Source organism: bacterium SCSIO 12696 (assembly GCA_024397955.1).
In the GTDB taxonomy this organism is placed as follows: domain Bacteria; phylum Pseudomonadota; class Gammaproteobacteria; order Pseudomonadales; family Porticoccaceae; genus SCSIO-12696.
On sequence record CP073744.1, the window covers coordinates 988402 to 1008106 of the forward strand.

16 protein-coding genes are annotated in these 19705 nt (G+C 54.8%); 4 read left to right on the top strand and 12 right to left on the bottom strand.

Features of this window, described 5'->3' with window-relative positions; translation table 11 throughout:
* Positions 1–62 precede the first annotated feature (62 nt).
* The 3 genes from KFE80_04565 to KFE80_04575 form a co-directional block, all read right to left on the bottom strand.
* Complete coding sequence (locus KFE80_04565) at positions 63–530, bottom strand: regulatory protein RecX (protein ID UTW46174.1); 468 nt, start codon at positions 528–530, stop codon at positions 63–65.
* 56 nt (positions 531–586) lie between these two features.
* Positions 587–1618, bottom strand: coding sequence for a recombinase RecA (recA, locus tag KFE80_04570; protein ID UTW46175.1), 1032 nt, complete (start codon positions 1616–1618; stop codon positions 587–589).
* 126 nt (positions 1619–1744) lie between these two features.
* Positions 1745–2236, bottom strand: a complete 492-nt coding sequence (locus KFE80_04575) for a CinA family protein (GenBank protein ID UTW46622.1) — start codon at positions 2234–2236, stop codon at positions 1745–1747.
* A 228-nt stretch (positions 2237–2464) separates the two neighbouring features.
* Here KFE80_04575 and KFE80_04580 point away from each other — a divergent pair, with 228 nt between their 5' ends.
* The 4 genes from KFE80_04580 to KFE80_04595 all read left to right on the top strand — a co-directional run bounded on the left by KFE80_04580 (position 2465) and on the right by KFE80_04595 (position 9883).
* Positions 2465–3640, top strand: a complete 1176-nt coding sequence (locus tag KFE80_04580; GenBank protein ID UTW46623.1) for an efflux RND transporter periplasmic adaptor subunit — start codon at positions 2465–2467, stop codon at positions 3638–3640.
* Positions 3637–6756: an efflux RND transporter permease subunit gene (locus KFE80_04585; GenBank protein ID UTW46176.1), complete on the top strand. Its 3120-nt coding sequence runs from the start codon at positions 3637–3639 to the stop codon at positions 6754–6756. The genes KFE80_04580 and KFE80_04585 overlap by 4 nt, the downstream gene beginning before the upstream one ends.
* Before the next feature lie 170 nt (positions 6757–6926).
* On the top strand, positions 6927–9491 hold the full coding sequence (mutS, locus tag KFE80_04590) for a DNA mismatch repair protein MutS (protein UTW46624.1): 2565 nt from the start codon (positions 6927–6929) through the stop codon (positions 9489–9491).
* Between the two features lie 68 nt (positions 9492–9559).
* Positions 9560–9883 carry a ferredoxin family protein gene (locus KFE80_04595; GenBank protein UTW46177.1) on the top strand — a complete coding sequence of 108 codons (324 nt, stop codon included), beginning with the start codon at positions 9560–9562 and terminating at the stop codon, positions 9881–9883.
* An 82-nt stretch (positions 9884–9965) separates the two neighbouring features.
* Here KFE80_04595 and KFE80_04600 read toward each other — a convergent pair whose 3' ends face one another.
* From KFE80_04600 to ftsB, 9 genes are all read right to left on the bottom strand, one after another.
* The gene (locus tag KFE80_04600) at positions 9966–13349 is read right to left on the bottom strand and encodes an ExeM/NucH family extracellular endonuclease (protein ID UTW46625.1); all 3384 of its coding nucleotides are present in this window, start codon (positions 13347–13349) and stop codon (positions 9966–9968) included.
* A gap of 242 nt (positions 13350–13591) precedes the next feature.
* Positions 13592–14422 (bottom strand): RNA polymerase sigma factor RpoS, encoded by an 831-nt coding sequence (gene rpoS / locus KFE80_04605; protein UTW46626.1) that lies wholly within the window; start codon positions 14420–14422, stop codon positions 13592–13594.
* 113 nt (positions 14423–14535) lie between these two features.
* On the bottom strand, positions 14536–15345 hold the full coding sequence (locus KFE80_04610) for a peptidoglycan DD-metalloendopeptidase family protein (protein ID UTW46178.1): 810 nt from the start codon (positions 15343–15345) through the stop codon (positions 14536–14538).
* The gene (locus tag KFE80_04615) at positions 15323–16210 is read right to left on the bottom strand and encodes a DUF368 domain-containing protein (GenBank protein ID UTW46627.1); all 888 of its coding nucleotides are present in this window, start codon (positions 16208–16210) and stop codon (positions 15323–15325) included. The genes KFE80_04610 and KFE80_04615 overlap by 23 nt, the downstream gene beginning before the upstream one ends.
* Positions 16211–16283: 73 nt before the next feature.
* On the bottom strand, positions 16284–16925 hold the full coding sequence (locus KFE80_04620; protein UTW46179.1) for a protein-L-isoaspartate(D-aspartate) O-methyltransferase: 642 nt from the start codon (positions 16923–16925) through the stop codon (positions 16284–16286).
* Positions 16926–16963: 38 nt separating this feature from the next.
* Positions 16964–18043: a tRNA pseudouridine(13) synthase TruD gene (locus tag KFE80_04625; protein UTW46180.1), complete on the bottom strand. Its 1080-nt coding sequence runs from the start codon at positions 18041–18043 to the stop codon at positions 16964–16966.
* A gap of 1 nt (position 18044) precedes the next feature.
* Positions 18045–18521, bottom strand: coding sequence for a 2-C-methyl-D-erythritol 2,4-cyclodiphosphate synthase (ispF, locus tag KFE80_04630; protein UTW46181.1), 477 nt, complete (start codon positions 18519–18521; stop codon positions 18045–18047).
* A complete protein-coding gene (locus tag KFE80_04635) occupies positions 18518–19252 on the bottom strand; it encodes a 2-C-methyl-D-erythritol 4-phosphate cytidylyltransferase (GenBank protein UTW46182.1) in 735 nt (244 codons plus the stop codon). The genes ispF and KFE80_04635 overlap by 4 nt, the downstream gene beginning before the upstream one ends.
* Positions 19249–19548 (bottom strand): cell division protein FtsB, encoded by a 300-nt coding sequence (ftsB, locus tag KFE80_04640; protein ID UTW46183.1) that lies wholly within the window; start codon positions 19546–19548, stop codon positions 19249–19251. The genes KFE80_04635 and ftsB overlap by 4 nt, the downstream gene beginning before the upstream one ends.
* Positions 19549–19705: the final 157 nt, after the last annotated feature.

Here is a 19705-nt window from a genome sequence, read left to right on the forward strand (position 1 = left end):
AGCGTAGAAAACGGCAGTGTATAGGGATTCGTTGACTGTGCCTACTGCATAACCGGCCGGGCTCAGTCTTCTGACTCCAAAGCATAGCGTACCTGCTCTGAACTGAAGCCTCGGTACTGAAGGAAACGCGCTCTTTTACCCCACTCTTTTTGATCGCCCGGCGCACTACTACGAAAGCGCTGACAGGCCACGTCCCTTGCTCGCTCAAACCAGTCCACACACTCATCATTGATAAAGCGGTCGATCAAAGGCTGTGCAATACCCCGTTGTTTAAGCTCACTACTGATTCTATAGGGGCCTTGGCCACGCTGCCAACGGCTGCGAAAAAACGCTTCGGCAAAACGTTCATCCGACTGCAAACCCTGCTCGCGAAGCTCTTCCAATACCTCTTCAAAAGGTGACTGAGCCCCATAGCGAGCCACCAACTTTTGCTGCAATTCACGATGACTGTGCTCACGACGAGCCAACAGATTCATCGCCGTCAATCGAACCACCGCCCTATCAGTATTTGCAGATTCGTTATAGGCCATTTACACCCACCTCAAAACAAAAAGCCCCGCAGTGCGGGGCTTTACTTATTCCTTGCTCAGTCCACCAATTCCGGCCCTTGGTCTTCTTCGCTGGTGGTTGTGGCATTCAGTAACTGGCTGCGAATAGCCCCTTCGATCTCCTGGCCAATTTCAGGGTTTTCCCGCAGGTACTCACAGGCGTTGTTCTTGCCCTGGCCAATCTTGCTGCCTTTGTAGGAATACCAGGCTCCGGCTTTGTCCACCAAGCCCAGCTTAACGCCCATATCAATGACTTCACCTTGGCGGTTGATGCCCTTGCCATAGAGTATCTGGAATTCGCTTTGCTTGAAGGGTGGCGATACCTTGTTCTTCACCACCTTCACACGGGTCTCGTTACCCATGATTTCATCGCCCTCTTTCACCGCACCGATACGGCGGATATCCAGGCGCACAGAGGAATAGAACTTCAGAGCGTTACCACCAGTGGTGGTTTCCGGGTTGCCGAACATCACGCCGATTTTCATCCGAATCTGGTTGATAAAGATCACCAGACAGTTGGCGTTCTTAATGTTGCCGGTAATTTTGCGCAGTGCTTGGGACATCAAGCGGGCTTGAAGGCCCACGTGGTGATCGCCCATTTCACCCTCAATTTCCGCTTTGGGCGTCAGTGCGGCTACAGAATCTACTACCAACACATCAATGGCACCGGAGCGCACCAGCATATCGGTCACTTCAAGTGCCTGCTCACCGGTATCCGGTTGGGAAAGGATCAAATCGTCTACATTAACCCCAAGCTTTTCCGCATAAATGGGATCAAGAGCGTGTTCTGCATCGATAAAAGCACAGGTACCACCCTTTTTCTGAGCCTCGGCAATCACCGACAAGGTAAGTGTGGTTTTACCGGAGGACTCCGGGCCATAAATTTCCACAATGCGCCCTTTGGGCAATCCACCGATGCCGAGGGCCACATCCAGCCCCAGAGAACCGGTAGATATGCTTGGGATAGCCACCTGCTCCCGCTCCCCCATACGCATTACGGTGCCCTTGCCAAACTGGCGATCAATCTGCGCTAGCGCCGCCTGTAGTGCCTTTTCTTTATTTGCGTCCACTTCCGTTACCTCGCTCAAAACTGTTTAAATCGCAACACTGAAAAATACTGTATAAATAATCAGCTTTATATCTGCAAGCCAATATAAATCAAAAACCATTGACTGTATAGTCATACAGTATAATTTTTAAGAGGATGACGTCACCATCTCTAGTAACACACTCAGAGCCACTTCTACTGCCTGCTGACGCACCCGTTGACGATCCCCAATAAAATGACGGCATTCGGCATGTCGACTGTTTTTGCTGCACCAGGCAAACCAGACAGTTCCCACTGGCTTGCCCTGTGTGCCACCATCCGGACCCGCAATACCACTGACAGCGACTGCCACATCTGTATTCATCAGCTCCAAAACTCCTTCAGCCATTGCGCAAACGGTGGCTTCGCTAACGGCGCCATTTGTCTCAAGCATCGTATCGGGCACTCCCAGTAATCCAGACTTCACCCGATTTGAATAAGTGACCACACCGCCATCAAACCACTGGGAACTGCCAGCGACTGCGGTAATGGCACTGGAGACACCACCCCCGGTGCAAGACTCTGCACAGGTGACTCGCCATCCGCGACGCAACAGTGCATCGCCAAGCTGTTTGGCCAAGTTGTAACCGAATTCAGGCATGGCCACATTATCGATACTTTGTTCAAAACCGCCAATGACATTTTTCCCCAATCACTGTCTGTAATTTTTTTCAGCACCCTGCATCCAAAACCGTCAGTCGGTGCGTCTATAGAGGTTGAGGCAACGCAGTTGTCGTTCGTCTACAGAGCACAATGCATTCAGACCGCAACTTGTAAGGGAAACAGGGGCACCCACATCGTGAAACGAGCACACAAAATCATCCTGCCAATCGCTGTATTGGCTGTGAGCGCCGTTGTTGTCGGCGGACTTAACGCGTTTAAGCCAGAGCCGGAGAAAAAAGACGACTCAGATCGGCCTTTGAGCGCCTTTGTGGAAACCGTCAAATTCCAGCCTACGGTACTGCAGGTACAAACCCGTGGCGAGGTGCAGCCACGTACAGAAATTGACCTGATCAGCGAAGTCAGCGGCCGTATTCAGGAAGTGTCCAGCCAATTCGTGCGGGGCGGCGCAATCACACCGGATACGGTACTGATACGAATCGACGATGCTGACTACCGACACGCGGTGACCCGCGCTCAAGCCAGAGTCACCGCCGCTGAAGTACAGATTCTACAGCGGGAAGCCGAAGCCCAAGTGGCCAAAACTGAGCTGAAGGGAAAACCCCATACCCCACTGGGCCTGAAAATCCCACAACTGAAAAATGCCCAGGCAGAATTGTTGGCAGCACAGGCCGATTTGCGTCAGGCCCAGGAAAACCTGGCTCGTACCCGTATCCGCCTGCCCTTCAACGGGCGAGTACTGGAGAAGCAAGCAGGAATTGGAGAATTTGTCAGCGCCGGAACCCGCCTCGGCAAAGTGTTTGCCACCGATGTGGCGGAAGTTCGCTTGCCCCTGACTGACGAGCAGTTGGCCTTGCTGAACCTGCCCATTGGCTATCAAGCCAACAACAATGGCCCGGAAGTGCGCTTTGAGGCAGAGCTGGCTGGGCAAAACCACCAATGGTACGGCCGCCTGGTACGTATCGAAGCCACTATTGACCCGCAAACCCGGCTGATTCACGGGGTGGCTGAGGTCAAAGCGCCCTACAGCCCGGCCTCTGCCAGCCAGTCCGGGCAACCGTTTGCTGTAGGGCTGTTCGTTTCCGCCACCATCGACAGTAAAACCATTGAAGCCCACGTGATCCCCAGCGCCGCCCTGCATTCCGGCAACACCATCTACGTGATTGAGAATGATCGCCTGCAAATACGGGAAATCGATGTGCTCAGCCACCTCAACAACCAAGTGATTGTCAGCGACGGTTTGGAAGCGGGCGAACGAGTGGTGATATCCCCCATCAAGGACCCTATCAACGGCATGTTGATCAACCCGGTGGATAACCTGCAGCCTGCCTCCAGCTCTCCGGATAACAGCGCCGCAGGCAGCAACGGAGTCAGTGCGCGATGAACAGGGCAATCGCCTGGTGGGCGAAAAACCCGGTAGCTGCCAACCTGATGATGGTGGGCATCGTGCTCTCTGGAATACTCGGCTACCTGGGCATGGAGCGGGAAATCTTCCCTACCTTGCGGGTACCACTGGTGCAGGTAACCGTGCCCTGGCCCGGTGCCGGCACTCAGGACGTGGAAGAACAAATTGTTATCCGGGTGGAAGAAGCGCTGTCGGATATGGACAACATCGACCGCCTGCGCTCCACCGCCAGCGAAGGCTTTGGCCAGATATCCGTTATTGCCAAGAACGACGTGGATATGGCCCAGTTTGTCAACGACATCAAACTGCGAGTGGATTCCATCAGCTCGTTTCCGCGCAATATCGAACGCCCGGTGGTGCGGGAGTTTGTCACCCGGGAAGAGATGATTCGTATTGCCGTACACGGTCAGGTAGGCGAGCGGCAGCTAAAGCGCCTGGCGGAGCAAATTCGTCAGGAAATGACGGTTTTGCCCGGCGTGGCCATTGTCGACTTGTTTGGCACCCGCCTGGAAGAAGTGTCCATCGAACTGTCTGAGCAGGCCATGAGTCGCTACGGGCTTACCTTCGACGACGTGGCCAACGCCATTCGCAGCCATTCCATCAATCTATCCTCCGGCCAGGTGCGCACCGCCACCGGCGACTTGCAGTTGCGCGCCCGCAACCTGGCCAATAATCAGATGGATTTCGAAGCCATTGTGGTACGCCAGGGCGCCAGCGGCGGCACTGTCTACCTGAAAGACGTGGCACGGGTTATCGACGGTTTTGAAGACAATGAAATCCTCGCTACCCTCAACGGCGAACCGGCCATACTGGTTCAGGTAATGACCACGGAGAACATGGACGTGGTCAAAACCAGCGAATCGGTCAACGAATGGCTGGATGGCGCCAAAAAGAGAATGCCGCAAGGGGTTGGCTTAACCCTGTGGTGGGACGCTGCCACCCTCTACGAAGACCGCATGAACACCATTATCGGCTCCGCAGGCTATGGCCTGATATTGGTGTTCCTGGTATTGCTTTTAACCCTGCGCCCGAAAGTGGCCCTGTGGGTAACCGTGGGCATTGCCACCGCCTACGCCGGTGCCTTTGCCCTACTGCCCGCCAACGATGTTTCCCTCAACATCCTCTCCACTTTTGCCTTTTTGCTGGTACTGGGGATTGTGGTGGACGATGCCATTGTGGTGGGCGAGAGCATTCACCAGGCGGGCAAAACCGAGCCTGATTCCAGCAAAGCAGCGATTCTCGGCACCCAGCTGGTGGCCAAACCGATTCTGTATGCGGTACTCACCACCATGATAGCCTTTATGCCCTGGTTTTTTATCTCCGGGGTGGAGGCACAGATCACCCGCCAGATATCCATCATTATCGTGGCGGCACTGTCGTTCTCGCTGATTGAAGCGTTTTTTATTCTCCCGGCTCACTTGCGCAAACTGCAACCCCGCAGTCACGAACAGCAACAGCGCAACCGCTTTACCCGTTTGCAATACAAAGTGGAGCACAGCATTACCAAACTGGCCACCGGCCGTTACCAGCGTTGGGTCAACAGCGCGGTGAAACACCGCTACCTGACCGCCAGCGTGTTTTTTGGTTTTTTTGTTGTCAGTGTTGGCCTGTTCAATACCGGTTGGGTGAAGTTCTCCTTTATGCCGGAAATCGAGAGCGAACAGATCATCATCAATGTGGATCTGCCGGACGGCACCCCCTACTCCCGTGCGCTGGAAATACTGACCCAGTTACAAAATGCAGAAAAGGCGCTGGAGCAGGAAGTTAACGACATGGCCGAGGACAATCAGGGCGAACTGGTGGAAAACTGGTACACCCGCTCTCGCCGGGACAGCGTGATCGCCATCGTTAAATTGGCACCACCGGATGTGCGCGACCTCAGTGCCAAAAAAGCCGCCGAACGCCTGCGGGAACTAATTGGCGAGATTCCCGACGCCGACGACATTACCGTGCAGTACACCACCAACAATCAGGATCCGGATCTGCAGTACTCCGTCAGCCATCCGGATCTGGATGCCCTGCGCAACGCCGTACTGGATCTGCAACAACACCTGCGCAGTTACGAAAGCGCCTACGATGTGCACCACGACCTGCAAAGCAACGCCCGTGAGCTGCGTTTCACCCTGTTACCCGGTGCCAGCAAATTGGGGTTGACCCTGGCAGATATCTCCCGGCAGGTTCGTCAGGCCTACTACGGCGAGGAAGTGCAGCGCCTGCCCCGCAACGGCAACGACGTCAAGGTGATGGTGCGCTACCCTAAAGAAAGCCGCACCAGCCTGCAAAGCCTGCAGGACTTTCGGGTGCGCACTGCAGACGGCCGCCAGGTGCCACTGCTGGCGGTAGCAGAAGTGGAATACGAGCAGGGTTCCAAGCGCATCAACCGCCGCGAACGCCGCCGTTCCGCCGTTATCAGCGCCCGCCTGAAAGGCGACATTCGCCACCAGATTCAAACAGACCTGGACGACAACTTTTTCCCGGAATGGAAACAGCGTCACCCCGGTATCATTCTCGGTGCAGTGGGCGAAGCAGAAGGTGAGCAGGAATTTATTCAGGAGGTCACCAGCCTTTACCTGGTGGCGCTGTTCCTGATGTACGCGCTGATTGCCGTGGCCTTCCGCTCCTATTGGCTGCCGTTACTGATTATGACCGCTATCCCCTTTGGCTTTATGGGGGCAGTATTTGGTCACCTGATTATGGGGCAATCCATGGCGCTGTTTTCCTACTTTGGCATCGGCGCCGCCGTGGGCGTGGTAGTAAACGACAACCTGGTGCTGGTGGACTATGTGCTCAGACTGCGAGCGGAAGGTAAAAACGCCATTGAAGCGGTTACCCAGGCTGCGGTTAAACGCTTCCGTCCGATTTTGCTCACCTCACTGACCACCTTTATCGGCCTGATGCCGATGATGGCAGAGCGCTCCATCCAGGCGCAGTTCCTGTTGCCCACGGTGATATCCCTGGCCTTTGGCGTCGCCTTTGCCACCTTTGTCACCTTGCTGCTGGTACCAGCCCTGTACGCCATCAGCGACGACTGGCTACAACGCCTGCGCCGGTTGCGTCCCAAAGCTGCTGTTCAGGAACCCAGCAGCTCCGTGTGATTGATTCTGAGTCACCCTTCATCACTGAAATGTGGCTCAGAAATCACTGCCTCCCCAAAACCCGCATTTGCGGTTTTTTCCCGCGCCCCTATCCCGTAGAATTTCCCTTTTGCCGTAACCACTCAGTTAGACACTCCATGACCGTCAAAACCCTAGAACAACACACCCCCATGATGCAGCAATACCTGCGCATCAAAGCCGAACACCCTAACGAGCTGGTGTTTTACCGCATGGGGGATTTCTACGAGGTGTTTTTTGACGACGCCAAAAGAGCCGCCCAACTGCTGGATGTGACTCTTACCGCTCGGGGTAAATCCGGTGGCAACCCCATTCCCATGGCGGGAGTGCCCTACCACGCGGTGGAAGGCTATCTGGCACGGCTGGTGAAACAGGGTGTCTCCGTGGCCATCTGCGAGCAGATTGGCGACCCGGCCACCAGCAAGGGGCCGGTGGAGCGCAAGGTAGTACGTATTGTTACCCCCGGCACCATTTCCGATGAAGCCCTGCTGGAAGAACGCAGGGATAACCTGTTGGCAGCGGTGGCCTGCCAGGGGGAATTCTTTGGCATTGCCACTTTGGATATCGGCAGCGGCCGCCTGCAAGTGCAGGAAGTCATCGGCAGTGAAGGCCTGCTGGGTGAACTGCAACGGCTGAGCCCGGCAGAGCTGTTGCTCAGCGAAGAATTTCCCGCCATCGACTCTATTGAACAACGCTCCGGCACCCGCCGCCGTCCACCCTGGGAATTTGACAGCGACAGCGCCCAGCGCTTGTTGTGCAGCCAGTTTGGCACCCATGACTTGAGCGGTTTTGGCTGCGAGGAATTGCAACTGGCGGTGTGCGCCGCTGGCTGTTTATTGCAATACGCCAAAGACACCCAGCGCACCGAGCTGCCCCATATTCGCGGTATCTCCGTGGAGAACCGCGACGACGCCGTAATTCTCGACGCCGCTACCCGCCGCAATCTGGAAATTGACAGCAATCTCAGCGGCGGCATCGACAACACACTATTGGCGGTGATGGACAACACCAACACCGCCATGGGTGGCCGCCTGCTGCAGCGCTGGCTCAACCGCCCACTGCGCAACCTGCAAATTCTGGTGGGTCGCCAGCAGGCCATTGCCGAACTGCGTAACAACTACCGCTACGAATTGCTGGCGGAGCAGCTGCGCCAGGTGGGGGACATGGAGCGTATTCTCGGTCGAGTAGCGCTGCGCTCTGCCCGCCCCCGCGACCTCACTCGCCTGCGGGACTCCCTGGCGGTACTGCCGCAACTGCAAAACGAACTGAAATCCACCGAAGCCCCGCAACTGGAGCAACTGGCGCAGGAAGCCGGCGAATTTCCTGAACTGGTGGACCTGCTGCAAAAAGCCGTTATCGACAATCCACCGGTGGTGATTCGCGACGGCGGTGTGATTGCCGAGGGCTACGACAGCGAGCTGGACGAATTGCGCGGCATCAGCGCCAACGCCGGTGACTATCTGGTGCAACTGGAAACCCGCGAGCGCGAACGTACCGGCATTAGCACCTTAAAGGTGGGCTACAACCGAGTACACGGCTACTACATCGAAATCACCAAAGCCAATTCCGAGCAAGCTCCAGCGGAGTACATTCGCCGCCAGACCCTGAAAAACGCCGAGCGCTTTATCACCCCCGAATTAAAAGAGTTTGAAGACAAAGCCCTTTCTGCCAAAAGCCGTGCCCTGGCGCGGGAAAAGGCCCTGTACGAAGCGCTGGTGGAAACGCTTAACGAACAGTTAGGGCCGCTGCAAATCTGTGCCGCTGCGGTATCGGAACTGGATGTGCTGGCCAACCTGGCAGAGCGCGGTGACAGCCTGAATCTGATGCAACCGCAACTCAGTGAGGAACCGGGGCTGGCCATTCAGGCGGGCCGTCACCCGGTGGTGGAAAAAGTGCTGGATACACCCTTTGTAGCCAACGACCTCAGCTTTCACAATGACCGCCGCATGCTGATCATCACCGGCCCCAATATGGGCGGTAAATCCACCTATATGCGTCAGGCGGCGCTGATTACCCTGCTGGCTCATATCGGCTCGCCGGTACCCGCAGAAAGCGCCACCATCGGTTTGGTGGATCGCATATTTACCCGTATTGGTTCTTCTGACGACCTGGCCGGTGGCCGTTCCACCTTTATGGTGGAAATGACCGAAACTGCAAATATTCTTCACAACGCTACGGATCGCTCATTGGTACTGATGGACGAAATCGGTCGCGGTACCAGTACCTTCGATGGCCTGTCACTGGCCTGGGCCTGCGCCGTGCACCTTGCCAAGCAAGTCCGCGCTTTCACCCTGTTCGCCACCCATTACTTTGAGCTCACCGCGCTGCCCGAAAAAATGCCCAACGTGGCCAACGTGCACCTGGACGCCACCGAGTACAACGACAGCATTGTGTTCCTGCACGCTATTCAGGAAGGCCCGGCCAGCCAGAGCTACGGTATTCAAGTGGCCAAGCTGGCAGGGTTGCCAAACAGCGTATTGGCATTGGCCCGCAAGGAACTGGCAATTCTGGAATCCGGCAGCCACCAGGCGGTAGCCGCTGTTACACCAGAGGCTCCGGCCAAAGCACCGCTGCAGCCTGCTCAGGCCGAGCTGTTTAGTGACGACAGCGGCAAAAAACTGCGCCAGGCCATCGCCGCTATTGACCCCAACAACCTGACACCGCGCCAGGCTCTGGATGAGCTGTATCAGCTGCAAGAATTATTGAAAAAGGTATAATGCGCGGCGTTTTAGAACAGCGTCATTTCTGCGCGGGATGACGAATACATTTTTCAGGAGAACTAACCATGACCTTTGTGGTGGGTGAAAACTGCATCAAGTGCAAACACACAGACTGCGTTGAAGTGTGCCCGGTAGACTGCTTTTACGAAGGCCCCAACTTCCTGGTGATTCACCCGGATGAATGCATCGACTGCGCCCTGTGTGAACCGGAGTGCCCAGTTGACGCCATCTTCTCCGAGGACGAACTCCCGGATGGGCAGGAAGTGTTTCTAGAGTTGAACGCCGAGCTGTCAGAAGTGTGGCCCAATATCACCGAGATGAAAGAGGCTCCGGCGGATTCCGCAGAGTGGGATGGTAAGCCGGGGAAATTGGCGCTATTAGAGCGCTAAGCCTGCAAATAGCACCAAGAACAAAAAACAAAAAAGCGGCAAGGTCACCCTTGCCGCTTTTTTGTTGCAGAGCAAATAGCGTTTACCAACAATTCAGCTGGCTGCTACGCTGTATGATCAGCCTGTTAAACGCTGCAACACCATCGCCTTGAATAAAGTCACGGTGCACACCGTCAGAACGGGCTTCAGCTTTCGCCAACAACTTACATGCTTTTCCAGTGCGCCCATTTTCCTCAAACCACTGGGCTTTCGCCAACAGGCGGTAATAGCGGTGTAAGTTGATAAACTGGCGGAAGCGGTTGCGACCCACGCCTTCAATAGCTCCCTGACGCAATGCCTGGTAAAAGGCATCCAGTAAGTCCACAGATTCCGGCAACGGATTGAGGCCGATAAACAGCGGGTCGTGATCCGAGTTGCGAGTGGCAGTGCTGCCATCAAAGTAGCTATCGCTGCGGCCAAAGTCCAAGTTGTAGTCCAAGGCATCGGCTTCATCCGCATTGATGTGCCAAACGCTGACACCAGACAATTTCGCCAGCAAGCTGTCGCTAACCAACAGATAGTCCAGAGTACCTACCTGACCATCGAAGACAAACGAATACGCATCGTCGTCTTCCACATTGTTAAAGCCATTGGCGATCAGGTACTGCACTGGCTCTTCCTGAGCGTAAGCATTGAGGTCACCGAGAATCACCCGATCATCATCTTCCAGCCCGGTAGGGTTGGTCGCCAACCATTCATTCACCGCCACAGCACCATCGAGACGGCGCTGATTCCAGAAGCCAGCCCCATCTGCCTGGTCGAAGTTGGGGCTGGTGGTATCGGACAAGCCAGAGGGGCCTTTGGATTTGAAGTGGTTAGCCACCACCGTCAACGAATCACCACTCTCCAGATGAGTAAAGCTGGCTGCCAGGGAAACGCGGTTGGTGGCCGGGCCATTGAAGATGGGATCAGCGTCAAAATCACGACCGGCAAACACATCCAGTGTTGCCGCCACCCCGTCATCCAGCATCGCTACTGAACTGCCTTCTGCCAGACTGACCACGGCAGGCTTGTAAATAAACGCCACGGCAATGGCATCGGTGCCCACAAACTGTTGCCCTGGGTACACGTAAGTGTACTGGTTACTGCCCAACTCTCCATTAACTGCATTCACCAGAGTTTCGATAGCAGTACTGCCGTCGTTGATGGCGTCAAACTCGTTTTCCATCTCCACAAGGCCGAGGATATCGGCATCCATAGCAATAATGGCGTTCACCAGCTTGGCCTGCTGGCGGTTGAGCTCGGCGGTGGCTGGCTCCACACCAAATCGCGTCAAGTCGTCAGCACCTCGAGGTGACAGACCCACCGCGGTATTGGTATCGCCGTCATCCAGAGTGGTAAAGAAGTTCAAGACATTGAATGAAGCAATTTTCAGTGTGCCTTCAACAGACTCCGGAGCCAACGGGCGCAGATTCGGTGAATCACCACCTTCTGTGGACGTAAACCCATTGGTACCGTCTATGTGGGAGCGGACTCGCCAGGTAGCGGCGGAAGAAGAACTGCCTGCCCATTTGTAATCCAACACACCGGTGAGATTATCAATGGTGTCTCCCATACGCTTGGCGGAAGCCTCACTGTAAGGCGCAAAACCATCCAGCTTATCAATGCTGACGTTTTGAGCATTAAGGCCATCGTCGTAAGTAATACGGCGTGCACCCAAAGCCCGTTGAGCCTGGTCGAAGAGAATCGCATCTGGTGTATGTTGCTGGCTGAATTGCACCGGGCGTTCGCCAGCCACCAATTTGATCTCGTTAAAGCGATCCAGATTAAACTGCTCGGTAATCTGCAAAGTCTCAACGAACGTCACCAACATACCTTCATAGGATTCCAGATCGGGCTGGAAGTTACCGCCTTGATCGGTGGTGACATCGCTGCTACCTAACAGGGCAACAGACGCCGGGGTCACTGCATTGAGTAGGCCGGATTCGACAACCTCCACTGCTGTCACGTTGGTGATTTGCGACTCGCCAAAAAACTGGCCAACGGTACCGGTAACACGCACCCGATCACCCAGATTCACATCGGTGCCAAAATCCCTGTCGAACACGAAAATACCTTCCGAGGAGCTGACGTCACCATCTTCATCAGTGCTTTCTTCTTGAAGGAAGAAACCGTTCAAATCCCGGCCAGTGTCGGCATCACCATTCTGGAAGTCACCCACCACGATGGCATCCACCATGACCATTTCACCGAACAGTGGGCTAACATCGGTATCGCCAAAATCATTGCTAACGTAAGTATCAGGATTGCCCTGAATTTCAGAGATCAAACGCAGTGTCGCAGCCACCGTACAGTTGTTGGCAGCTCCCGGTGTGGGTGTAGCCTGCCGGTACGTGTTGGTATTGCGCAGTCCACCTTGACCATTTTCACAGCGCTGGTTGGAGTCTGTTGCACTGCCCGCGCCAGCGGCTTCATTCACTTGAGGCTGGCCTGCATTGAGCAACGACAGCAAAGTAGCGTTGTCCCCGTCATTGGTGTCATAGACGATGGCATCCAGCAGATTCTCACCCGGTAGCGGTGAGTCGTTGGGAAAATCGCTGGCATCCCCTGACACCAAAGCCACCGCATCGGCACCATTTTGAATGCTGTTGCCCGCAACAACCAGGCCGATATTAGCAACACTGGCGTTGCCCACCACAAAATAGCCATTGGCATCGGTGGCAAAACCGTCCAGGTCAATAGCGCCATAGCTGAGGTTATCGCTGCCGTTATACAGAACCAGGCTGAGTCCACTGAGATCGGTGGCACCGACGCCGCCGTCATACAGCTCGATAAACTCCAGCACATCACTGCCTTCAGTGTCCGCATCTACTTCGTTAATCAGAACCGTGGTAGAAGAACCGGAACCACCACCGGAGCTGGTAAAGGTGCCAACAGGTATGGGGGACGACGCTGTGGCATTAGCGGCTTCTCCGTCCAGCGCATTGGTGCCACTGAAGCTCCAGTCAGAGACAGTAAACGTGCTGTTGCGTACAGTGCCTGAATTGCGGTAAGCCCAACCATCCAGGTATTCCCAGGGCTCACCGGTACCATCCGTATTAATGTCGCCAAACAGATCAACGACACCCCCATTTTGAAACAACTCAATGGCATCATCGCCATTAATGCTCATTGAACCGCTGGTGTAGTCCGGCGCAAAGCCAAAGAAATTGTTGAATTGCACGGACTCAGAAGCGACGTAGATGTATTGCCCCGCTGAAGCCGCAACCGCGGGAAAGGTAAATTCCTCGCCATCGCTGCCACCACCGTTATTGGCACTGCCGAGGCTGTACACGCTCAAGTCAGCAATATCACTGACGACATACAACTCAACTCCTTTGGGCACGCCACCGGTAAGCGGCCCATCAAATACCCCGGTGATGGCCATATCCGCTTGTACGCCCAAAGACGCACCCGCCAATATCGAAGCTATCGCTAGTTTGTTCATCATTTTCCCTTCATGTTATTTGAATCAGAGCGAAAAATTCTGGTTGAACAGATTTCTGAATTTGAAATCTGCGAAGGGATATCTCAACAAAGCAAGATGACAGTAGCGCAATAGATTTGTGTAATTGAGGCTACGGTTTTTTGACGGTGGAAAATTATGGTGATATGGCGGCTAGGAAAGAGAATCGCCTTAACCGGGCTGCTTTATGCAGATAGATAATCAGATCGAACTTAAGATTGATATTACTCGTCAAATATCGTGTGACTGTCCAATCCTTGGCGCTTTAGAAGCTCTTTTAATCGCTGCAATGCATCAATCTGAATCTGTCGCACCCGCTCTCGGGTCAGCCCTACTTCCCGACCCACTTGTTCGAGGGTGGACACTTCATAACCTTGAATACCAAAGCGGCGGGCGATGACTTCACGTTGCTTTTCGGGGAGCTCATCAACCCAGTGCTCCAGTGCAGCCACCAGATCGTCATCTTCCACCAAGTGTTCCGGGTCATCGCCCTGCTCATCGACGATGGTATCGACCAGGGTGCGAGTATTGTCGTAGCCAAGGGTCACGTCCACAGAGCCCACCCGCTCATTCAACCCCAGCATTCGATAGACCTCGTCGATGGGCTTATCCAGTACATCGGCAATTTCTTCTGCGGTGGGGTCGTGGTCGAGCTTTTGCGACAGCTGGCGCGCCGCACGCAGGTAGACATTGATTTCTTTAACCACGTGGATGGGCAAACGGATGGTACGAGTCTGGTTCATCAGCGCCCGTTCAATGGTCTGGCGAATCCACCAGGTGGCGTAGGTGGAAAAACGATAGCCCAATTCCGGGTCAAATTTTTCCACCGCTCGCATCAATCCGAGGTTGCCCTCTTCGATCAAATCCAGCAAGGCCAGGCCACGATTCACATAGCGGCGGGAAATTTTAACCACCAAGCGCAGGTTGCTTTCGATCATTCGCTTGCGGGCGGATTCGTCCCCAGCGCGGTATTGGCGAGCGAAAAGAACTTCTTCCTCAGCGGTTAACAACGGCACAAAGCCAATCTCTTTCATGTAGAGACTGGCGGCATCCATTACCTGTTCGCTGTGCTCCACTGGCGATTCCCCGCCGCCATGGGGCTTGTTAGTGGTATCCCGTTCCACCCGCAACCCTCGTAATTTTTATTGGGTTCCACGTTACACGCGATTCAGCGCTTGGGCAACAATCGAATAGGGTCCGTAGATTGGCCGTCGCGACGAATTTCAAAGTAAATACGGTTTCGATTACTCAAGTCACCACCCACTTCAGCAATTTTCTGCCCACCAGACACACGATCCCCTTCTTTTACCAGCAGTTTGCGATTGAGTGCGTAAAAGCTCAGGTACACATCGCTGTGTTTGATGATAATGGATGGACCATAGCTGTGCAGGCCATTGCCCGCATACACCACTTCACCGGGGGCAGCCGCTTTTACCGCTCTCCCCTGGGGGGCTTGAAGGTAAACGCCTTTGAAGCGCTTGTTCACATCGTAATAGCGTACCAGCCTGCCCGTCACCGGCCACTGCCAGCGCCAGTTTTTTGGGGTTACGGGTTTACGGGTTACGGGTTGCGGGTTGGCGGCAGGCTTGGGGGTTTGAGGTTTTCGCGCTATCGGCTTAGGGGCAGGTTTGCTGACAGGCTTTGTCGATGTGGGCTTGGATGCTTTTGGGGTCGGCGCTGTCGCCACTTTGTGCGTACCGGCCTTCGAGGTATCCAGGTTCAAGCGTTGACCGGGAAAAATCGTATAGGGTGCGCGAATACCATTAACCGCTGCCAGCTTGCGGTGTTCCAGGCCGAAGCGCCAGGCAATGGAATAAAGGGTTTCACCAGAAGAGACCACGTGGGTGGTGACAATGTCGGGGCCCACCACTTGGCGATCGGATATGGGCGCAGTCACATGACGTGCGCAACTGCTGATAAACAGCAGTAGGCTCAATACCAGTAAACACCCTTTGTTAAGCCCGTTTAAGGCGGCCACCAAGTTGCTCCAGACCCAATACCAGTACCACGCCCAATACAGCTAAGCCAATAGCCGCAAGGGTTTGCGGATTGTCACCGAACAAATCGTAGTAAGCTGTGGGCATCAAGTTTTGTTGCTCCAGTACTACTTCCTTACCGGAGGCGGTAAACATAACCACCAGCTTTTCTTTCCAGGGCCAGACAATGGCCAAGGAACCCACCAAAAAGCCGGTAAGCAACCCCAATGTGGTGCTGCGATAGTTTTGCAACAACCAGCCCAACAGGCGAGAAAAGGACAATAATCCCACCAGGCAGCCACTGGCAAAGGTGGCAAGTACAGGTATATTAAATTCGCTGATGGCTTCGATCAGAGCCGGATAAATGCCAATAAGCACCAGAATAAAGCTGCCGGAAACGCCGGGTAGGATCATTGCGCAAATAGCCAGAGCACCGGCACCAAACACAATAATCAGACTATCCCCTGCTACCGCCCCTGGCATCCAAAACAAGCCTGCAGCCACCGCACTGCCCACCACAATGGCAAGCCCCTCTTGCCAGCGCCAACACCCCAGGTGAGTCAGCATCCAGATGATCGACGCGACAATAAGCCCAAAGAAAAACGACCACACCAGAATCGGATGCTCCTGCATGCCGTAATTCACCAGTTTGGCCAAGGACAATATACTCAGCAAGATACCGGCAAACAGTACCACCAGAAAATTGCCGTTTACCGCCCGCCATGCTCCGCTGATGTCACCACTAAACAGACGTTTGATGTTGGCCAGGTTGATGGCGCGAATTGAGCTCAACAGTTCGTCGTAGATGCCGCTGATAAAGGCAATAGTGCCGCCAGACACACCGGGCACTACATCCGCTGCCCCCATGGCGGCACCTTTGAAAAACAACAGCAAGTATTTGAAGGCTCCACCCATGAATCAACCGGTTTTATTGGCAGGACTAGCGGGTAACGCCGCTGAGTAAAGGCACGAAGCGCACCGGTTCAATCACTTCTTCAGAAAAGTTATTGCTGTCGCCTTCCCGGGTAATTACACGCAGCTCTTGCTCACCATCCGGGCCGATAGGAATCACCAAAATGCCGTCAGGGGCCAGCTGGTGTAACAATTCTTCCGGTAAATTCTGCGGAGCCGCGGTGCTGATAATACCGTTGTACGGCGCGTAATCCGGCCAGCCAAAACCACCATCGGAAAGCGCGGCGGAAACGTTGCGATAGCCCAGGCGGCGCAACAGATCCCGGGAGCGATTGAGCAATGGTCGAATGCGCTCCACGGTATAGACTTTATTCACCAGTTGAGACAACACAGCGGTTTGGTAACCGGAGCCGGTGCCGATCTCCAGCACTTTATCCAGTGGGCCACGAGACAGCAGCAATTCGGTCATGCGCGCCACGATATAGGGTTGCGACAAGGTTTGCTTGTGACCAATAGGCAGCGCGGTATCTTCGTAGGCACGATGAGACAATGCCTCGTCCAGAAACAAATGCCGCGGCGTGGTGCGAATCACGTCCAACACCTGCTGGCTGGTGACGCCTTGTTCAACCAGACGTTGAATCAGCCGCTCCCGGGTACGCTGCGAGGTCATGCCAACTCCACCGACTTTAGCGGAAAGCCCAAAGGTACTCACCCATCACTCCTGTTATTGTTACTTTCTATACCAGTTGCCGCGCCATTAACTGAGTCATTTGACACCACAGCTGGCGATGGCGCGACTATATCACGGCTCACCACCAGATGGGCCAATTCACGCAGTACAGCGGTTGCATAACAACCCGGCGGCAATGAAAACTCCAACTGCAGATCTTGCCCACAAAACTGCCAATTCCACTCGTCTGGCAACAGTTTCAGTGGCCGCCGTTCCTGACTCAGGCCGCTGTGTTCCAGAGCATCACACCAGCCGGGCAAACTATCGGCTGTGGCTTTTTCAAGCATACTGACGGCTTCAGAGACATTACTGCGCCCACGGCCCCAAAGTGGCCCACTGGAGTCACGTTCTCCGGGCATCAGCTGATTCCATGTACCCTCCTCTACCCGCTTGGCCAATACGCGGTTAAACAGATAAGAGCGACCGGCGGATACATACAAGCTGCTCTGACCGCCGCGCTTGCCCTTCCCCGACTGGCGTTTGTAACGAGCCCGATCATCACCACTGCGATGCACAAACCCATCTTGAAACTGCTGCAAATTGCCACCGTTATGGCCAAAGCGTTGCTCACCAAAATAGTTGGGAACCCCTTGCTCGGCGACAGCCTGCAGCCGTTGTTGCAGCGTGCTCCTATCTCCGGTTAGCGAACCCAAACGAATTCGAAAGCGGTTAGCGCGATGAGTGCCACGGCGCAATTTGCGCGGATGGCGACCGGACTGCAACAGCTCGACACCCTCGATAGCACAGAGATCGGTTACGTCCAATTCTCGCTTTGGCAGATAGAGACTAAACCACTGGCTGGTTACTGCACGGCGATCTTTGAGGCCGCAGTAACCCACATCCGCAGGCCGAACTTGCGCACGCTCCGCCAGTTGACCCACCAACCAGCGGGTATTTTGATTGGTTTTTCGCAGGTGCAGTAACAGGTGCTCACCATCCCCAGAGGGCTCGAAACCCAATTGCTCATCCACCACAAAATCCGCAGGTTCAACACGAAAGTTTGCCTCACCCACAGGGCCACCATGGGCAAACGGAAAATCCAGGGAAAGGTCAGACATTTCAGAGAGCCTGAATCAACACCACCGCGTGACAGGCGATGCCTTCCTGGCGGCCTTCAAAACCCAGCTTTTCGGTGGTAGTGGCTTTGACATTGAGCTGGCTGACGTCGGCGTTAAGGTCTGCGGCCAGATTATCTTGCATCGCCGAGATATGGGGCGCCATTTTGGGTGCCTGGGCAACGATGGTGATATCTGCATTACTCAGCTGCCAGCTGCGTTCTGCCAGCAGTGATACCACATGACGCAGAAGCTCACGGCTATCGATGCCTTTGTATTGAGGGTCAGTATCCGGGAAATGGCGGCCAATATCACCCAACCCGGCAGCGCCCAGCAGCCCGTCGCAAAGAGCGTGAATCAATACATCGCCATCGGAATGAGCCACAAAGCCTTGATTGTGAGCAATCGCCACGCCACCCAGCATCAAATGATCACCGGGGCCAAAGGCGTGGACATCGTAACCGTGGCCAATTCTTATCACTGTTGATGTTCCTGGATTTTCTGTTCGATTTCACCCTGAGCAAGCAGGATAGCGGCGGCAATAGCCAAATCTTCCGCCCGGGTAATTTTGATATTGTCCCGCTGCCCTTCTATCACTTTATGAATCAAGCCAAGCTGCTCAATAGCGGAGGCCTCGTCGGTGGGCTGAATGTTGTTTAGTGCAGCACTTTCCAGAGCTTTGCGGAGAGTGCCATAGCGGAACATTTGCGGTGTTAGTGCACTCCACAGCTGGCGACGATCTTCGGTAGCGATCACATCGTTGTCACCACTGACTCGCTTTACGGTGTCAGCCATAGGGGCTGCCAGCAGGCCGCCAACAGGGTGATTGCTTAGTTGTTGCATTAGCTTGGCGATATCCGTGGGCCGCACACAGGGGCGAGCAATATCGTGTACCAACACCCAATCGTCCTCCGCCGCGCGACCATCCAGCGCTTGCAAAGCCAGACGTACAGTGTCCGCTCGTTCTGCACCCCCAGTGGCGGTTGTGATACGAGGGTTATCCAGCCCCAGTGTTGGCCAATAACTGTCGTCCCGGCCAATGGCCACCACACATTGTTCTATGTCGGGCAGAGAAAGGAGTCGTTCCAGCGTCCAACAGGCCACCGGTTTGCCCAACAGACTCTGGTATTGCTTGGGGTGGGAACCACCGAAACGACGGCCAACACCGGCCGCCGGTATCACTGCCCAGTATTTGCAATGGACACTGCTCACTTGTCGCCGCCCTTTTTCTCCTGGTCTTTTTCAACCACGATATAAAAGGTTTCCCCTTCCTTGATCATGCCTAAATCGCTGCGTGCTCGCTCTTCAATAGCCCCCATGCCATCTTTCAACGCCTTTACCTCTTCGGCAATGGCTTCGTTGCGAACCTGAGCCTCACTGTTGATGGCTTGTTGTTCTTCGACCGCTTTTTCCAACTCTACCTTTTGGGCAATACTGCCCTCACCAAACCACAGGCGATACTGCAGGGCGACAAGGAAAATAATCAGAATTGCGATAAGCCAGCGCATGGGGGCAGTTTAATGCAAAACGGCGGGGCCAACATATAGATAGCCCCGCCGTTTTTTCGAAACAATCGTCATTGCGAGGCGCCCGAAGGGCGACGTGGCAATCTCCGTCAGGCTACTGCCACACTGGCTGAGATTGCTTCGCTGCGCTCGCAATGAC